This window comes from Actinomycetospora sp. (assembly GCF_055612215.1).
This window is the reverse complement of the sequence record NZ_JBVPVA010000165.1, coordinates 1-4,126: the sequence shown is the minus strand read 5'-3', so window position 1 is coordinate 4,126 and position 4,126 is coordinate 1. Positions and strand designations below refer to the sequence as shown.

At 73.8% G+C, this 4,126-nt stretch carries 4 protein-coding genes; 3 read left to right on the top strand and 1 reads right to left on the bottom strand.

Features of this window, described 5'->3' with window-relative positions; genetic code table 11:
* A partial coding sequence (locus tag AC0CYZ_RS04670) for a VOC family protein (RefSeq protein ID WP_472212807.1) occupies positions 1 to 242 on the top strand: 242 nt, incomplete at its 5' end.
* A 78-nt stretch (positions 243 to 320) separates the two neighbouring features.
* Here the strand turns inward: AC0CYZ_RS04670 and AC0CYZ_RS04665 are convergent.
* The gene (locus AC0CYZ_RS04665; RefSeq protein ID WP_472212805.1) at positions 321 to 1,625 is read right to left on the bottom strand and encodes a PucR family transcriptional regulator; all 1,305 of its coding nucleotides are present in this window, start codon (positions 1,623 to 1,625) and stop codon (positions 321 to 323) included.
* 173 nt (positions 1,626 to 1,798) lie between these two features.
* On the opposite strand from AC0CYZ_RS04665, the gene AC0CYZ_RS04660 reads away from it, so the two are divergent.
* Entirely contained in the window at positions 1,799 to 2,731 is a 933-nt protein-coding gene (locus AC0CYZ_RS04660) for an alpha/beta hydrolase (protein WP_472212803.1), read from the top strand.
* A gap of 22 nt (positions 2,732 to 2,753) precedes the next feature.
* The coding region (locus tag AC0CYZ_RS04655) for a flavin-containing monooxygenase (RefSeq protein ID WP_472212801.1) at positions 2,754 to 4,126 on the top strand (1,373 nt) is incomplete at its 3' end.

Here is a 4,126-nt window from a genome sequence, read left to right as displayed (position 1 = left end):
AGATCAACCTGCACGACGCGGCTGCTCCCGTCGAGCCGCACGCGCTCCACCCGACCCCGGGGAGCGCCGACCTCTGCCTCGTCGTCGCCGGCACGCTCGACGACGTCGCCGCCGAACTGCGGGCCGCGGGCGTCCCGATCGAGATCGGCCCGGTCGAGCGCACGGGTGCCCGCGGGACGATCGAGAGCCTCTACGTCCGCGACCCGGACGCGAACCTCGTGGAGCTGAGCGTCTACGGCTGAGGCGCGGTGCCGGCCCGGGCGCTGACGTCCGGCCCGGGCGCTGAGGTCCGGCCCGGGCGCTGACGTCCGACCGGGTGCTCAGCCGACCGCCGGCCGCCCGACCCCCAGCCAGGCGCAGGCGAGCAGGGCGAGCTCGACGTCGAGGCGGTCGTCCCCGATCGGACGGCCCCGCGCCTCGCGGGCGCGACGCACCCGGTACTTCACGGTGTTCGGGTGCACCCCGAGCCGGCCGGCCGTGGCGGTGTTGCTCCCGCCGGTCGCCAGGAACACCCGCAGGGTCTCCCGCAACCGCGCCCGCGCGGGTCCGGGATCGGCCAGCGGGCCCAGGACGCGGCGGACCCACGCGGTGGCCCCGTCGAGGTCGGCGCAGAGCAGGGACACCGCGCCCACCTCGTCGAACAGCGTCACCACGGGCGCGCCGTCCCCCGCGGCCAGGGTCACCGTCCGGGCCCGCAGCGCCTGCTCGTGGGTGGTGCGGAAGCCCTCCACCCCGGCGCCCGGGGCGCCACAGGCCACCCGTACCGGCTCGCCGGCGCGGGTCACCGCCGCGGTCGCGGCCTCGCGGGAGGGGACCGTGGTCGCGTCCCCGGGGAGCCACACCCACGCGCTCTCGGCGTCCCACGGCACCACGAGCGGACGCCCCACGGCACCCATCGCCTCACCGAGCTCGAGGGCGCACCGCTCGAGGGCGACCAGCGCCGGGCCGCTGACCGCCGGGCCGTCGAGCCACAGCACGAGACCGAGGTGGACGGCGGAGAAGGCGTAGCCGAGCACCGACTCCGTCGCGCGCCGGTCGTCGGGGCTGGTGGGCGACCGGCCGTCGAGGACGTCGCGGATGAGCGCGAGGCGGATCGCATGTCGGTTCTCCAGCCACCGGTCGCGTTCGCCCTCGTAGACGGCCACCACCTGCTGGGCCACGTGGTCGACGTAGTCGAACACCGTCAGCACGATCCGCTGGGACACCGCCGCCACGTCCCCGGTCTCGCCGGGGTCGGAGCGCTCGAGCTCGGCGAACGCCCACTCCATGAGGTGGGCCTGGCCGAGCCGGTAGGCGCGCACGAGCGCGTTGACGGGCACCCCACGCTGCGCGAGTCGACGGGCGTACTCGATCGCGGCGAGCGGAGGCTCGACCTCGCGCGGGGGCAACCCGTGCCGGAGCACGTGCAGGATCGTCTCGACGTTGCCCTCGACGCTGGCGCCGAGCAGGTCGATGAGCCCCGGGTCGCCGCGCAGCTCGTCGATGCGCGTGGCGAGGAGGTCCCGGATCGCGGCGCTGATCTCGTCGCGGTGCACGGCGAGCCCGGCGGCGACCTCGGCGACCCGCCGGTCGCGGCGGAGGACCTCGTCACCCCGGCCGGGGAGCGAGCCGGTCCGCACCTGCACGCGCCCACCACCTCGTGGTCCCGGGCCCCCGACGGCCCCAGGTGACGGTAACCCCGGCCGCGCCCCGAATCGACAACTCGCGCGTCCCGGTTCGTCTCCCGGGGACGATGCGGAGAAGTGTGTCCTGGCTCACGGTGGGTGGTCGTCCGCCTACGTACCCGTGAGGAGACCCCGTGCCCCTGCACCCCGAGGCCCAGGCCCTGCTCGACGCGCTGTCCGAACAGGGCACCCCGCCCTTCGAGTGCATGACGGTGCCGCAGGCCCGCCAGGCCACGACCGCGTTCCTGGACCTCCAGCCCCCCGCGGAGGAGGTCGGGACCGTCTCCGACCGGGCGCTCCCGGGCCCGGCGGGAGACATCCCGGTACGCATCTACGTGCCGCACGGCCGCAAGACCCGGGGCGTCCTGCTGTACTTCCACGGCGGCGGCTGGGTCATCGGGGACATCGAGACCGTCGACCGGCCGTGCCGGACCATCGCCAACGCCGCCGACGTCGTCGTCGTGTCCGTCGACTACCGCCTCGCCCCCGAGCACCGTCAGCCCGCGGCGTTCGACGACTGCTACGCGGCGACCGCGTGGGTCGCCGAGCACGCCGAGGAGCTGGACGTCGACCCGGCCCGGCTCGCCGTCGGCGGGGACTCCGCCGGCGGGCACCTCGCCGCGGCCGTCGCACTCGAGGCCCGCGACCGTGGCGGCCCGGCCATCGCCTTCCAGCTGCTGATCTACCCGGTGACCGACTTCGCGTTCACCACCCCGTCCCACGCCGAGAACGGCGAGGGCTACCTGCTGCAGCGCGCGACGATGCAGTGGTTCTGGGCGCACTACCTGGGCGCGACCGACCCGGACAAGGACCAGACGGTCTTCCCGGCCCGCGCCGCGAGCTTCGCCGACCTCCCGCCCGCCTTCGTCGCCACCGCCGAGTTCGACCCGCTGCGCGACGAGGGGGAGGCCTACGCGGAGTCGCTGCGCGAGGCCGGCAACGAGGTCACCGCGCAGCGCTACGACGGCATGATCCACGGCTTCCTCTGGACGCTCGGCGCGACGCCGTCGGGGGCCCGGATGGTCGACGACGCGGTGGCCGCGCTGCGTCCCGTCCTCACCCGCTGACCCCGATCCCCAGGAGGACCCCATGACCGTCACCGAGACCCGACCCGAGACCCACCCCGGCGGGGACGGCGCCGTCGAGCACGTCGACGTCCTCGTCGTCGGCGCCGGTGTCGCCGGCATCGGCGCCGGCCACCACCTGCGCGAACGCTTCCCCGACCGCAGCTTCGCGATCCTGGACACCCACCCCGACCGGGGCGGGACGTGGTGGACCCACCGCTACCCGGGGGCGCGCTCGGACTCCGACCTGTTCACGTACGGCTACCGGCACAAGCCCTGGCGCGGGCCCTCGATCGCCAGCTCCGAGGAGATCCTCGCCTACCTCGACGAGGTCATCGAGGAGGACGGCCTCAAGGAGGTCACCCGCTACCAGCACAAGGTCGTCGCCACGAGCTGGTCGTCGGCGGACAAGCGGTGGACCGTGGACGTCCAGCGCACCGACACCGGCGAGTCGCTGCAGCTGAGCTGCGACTTCCTGTGGATGTGCCAGGGCTACTACAAGCACGACGAGCCCTACGTCCCGGAGTTCCCGGGCCGCGAGCGCTTCACCGGGACGATCGTGCACCCGCAGAGCTGGCCCGAGGACCTGGACTGGACCGGCAAGCGCGTCGTCGTCATCGGCTCCGGGGCCACGGCCGCGACGGTCGTCCCGGCGATGGCCGAGTCCGCCGCGCACGTGACGATGCTGCAGCGCACGCCCACGTTCATGATCGCCGCGCCGAAGACGCACGAGCTCGCGGTCCAGCTGCGGGCGCTCGACATCCCGGAGGAGTGGACCTACGAGATCCTCCGCCGGACCTACATCGAGCAGTTCAACGAGCTGACGCGGCTGTCGCTCGAGACCCCCGACGTGGCCCGCCAGTACCTGCTCGACGAGATGCGTCCGCACCTCCCCGAGGGCTTCGACATCGAGAAGCACTTCAGCCCGGCCTACCGCCCGTGGCAGCAGCGGATCGCGCTGCTGCCCGACGGCGACATGTTCGCGTCGATCAAGGAGGGGAAGGCGTCCGTCGTCACCGACGGCATCGAGACCTTCACCGAGACCGACATCCGGCTGACCTCGGGCGAGGAGCTCGAGGCCGACGTCATCGTCACGGCCACGGGCTTCAACCTCTCGTGCTTCGGCGACATCGCCTTCGCCGTCGACGGTGAGCCGGTGGACTTCACGGAGCGGGCCACCTGGCGCGGGATCATGATCGCCGGGGTGCCGAACATGGCCTTCGTCTTCGGCTACTTCCGCCACTCCTGGACCCTGCGGGCGGACCTGATCGCCGACCTGGTGTGCCGGCTGCTCGGGCACATGGACGAGCTCGGGGTGCGCTCGGTGACCCCGGTGCCCGAGGACCCGGGGATGGAGCTGCGTCCCTGGTCGGACCCGGAGAACTTCAACCCCGGGTA